Source organism: Achromobacter sp. GbtcB20, from assembly GCF_019091095.1.
GTDB lineage: Bacteria > Pseudomonadota > Gammaproteobacteria > Burkholderiales > Burkholderiaceae_B > Achromobacter > Achromobacter mucicolens.
In genome coordinates this window covers 1-372 of record NZ_JAGXJZ010000301.1, presented here as the reverse complement: position 1 = coordinate 372, position 372 = coordinate 1, and the positions used below count along the sequence as shown (strand labels likewise).

General features: G+C 61.3%; 1 protein-coding gene. It reads right to left on the bottom strand.

Annotated features, from left to right (window positions below; translation table 11 throughout):
* On the bottom strand, positions 1-222 hold a 222-nt coding region (locus KVT32_RS29080), incomplete at its 3' end, for a zinc ribbon domain-containing protein (RefSeq protein WP_217619314.1).
* Between the last annotated feature and the right edge of the window lie 150 nt (positions 223-372).

Genomic DNA, 372 nt, shown 5'->3' with positions numbered 1-372 from the left:
GCCCGCCGGCAATGTCCAGTAGCCATAGCGCGGTTCGATCGCGCGCCGGCACAGCAGGACCTGCAGCTGGCCGTCATGCTCCCACACGGGAATCGTGCCGATCACCATCTTTGGGTTCTGGTAATGGATCGTGCCGCACTGCGGGCATACATGGCGCGGCCGGTTGTCGCCTTCGGGGATGGCCAGCGCGACCGAATGGCCGCACTCGGAACAAAATTTCATAAAAAATGGTGGAAATGAATGTATGCCTACTTTACACCCGAATGGCCCGGCTGTGCCGCCGGCACCGGGCGTGGCTGGTGTGGTCGCGGTTCGCCGCCCTGTCCGTTCGTGCTGCAATCGCACATCGGGTCGAGATTGAGTTTGCCTAAA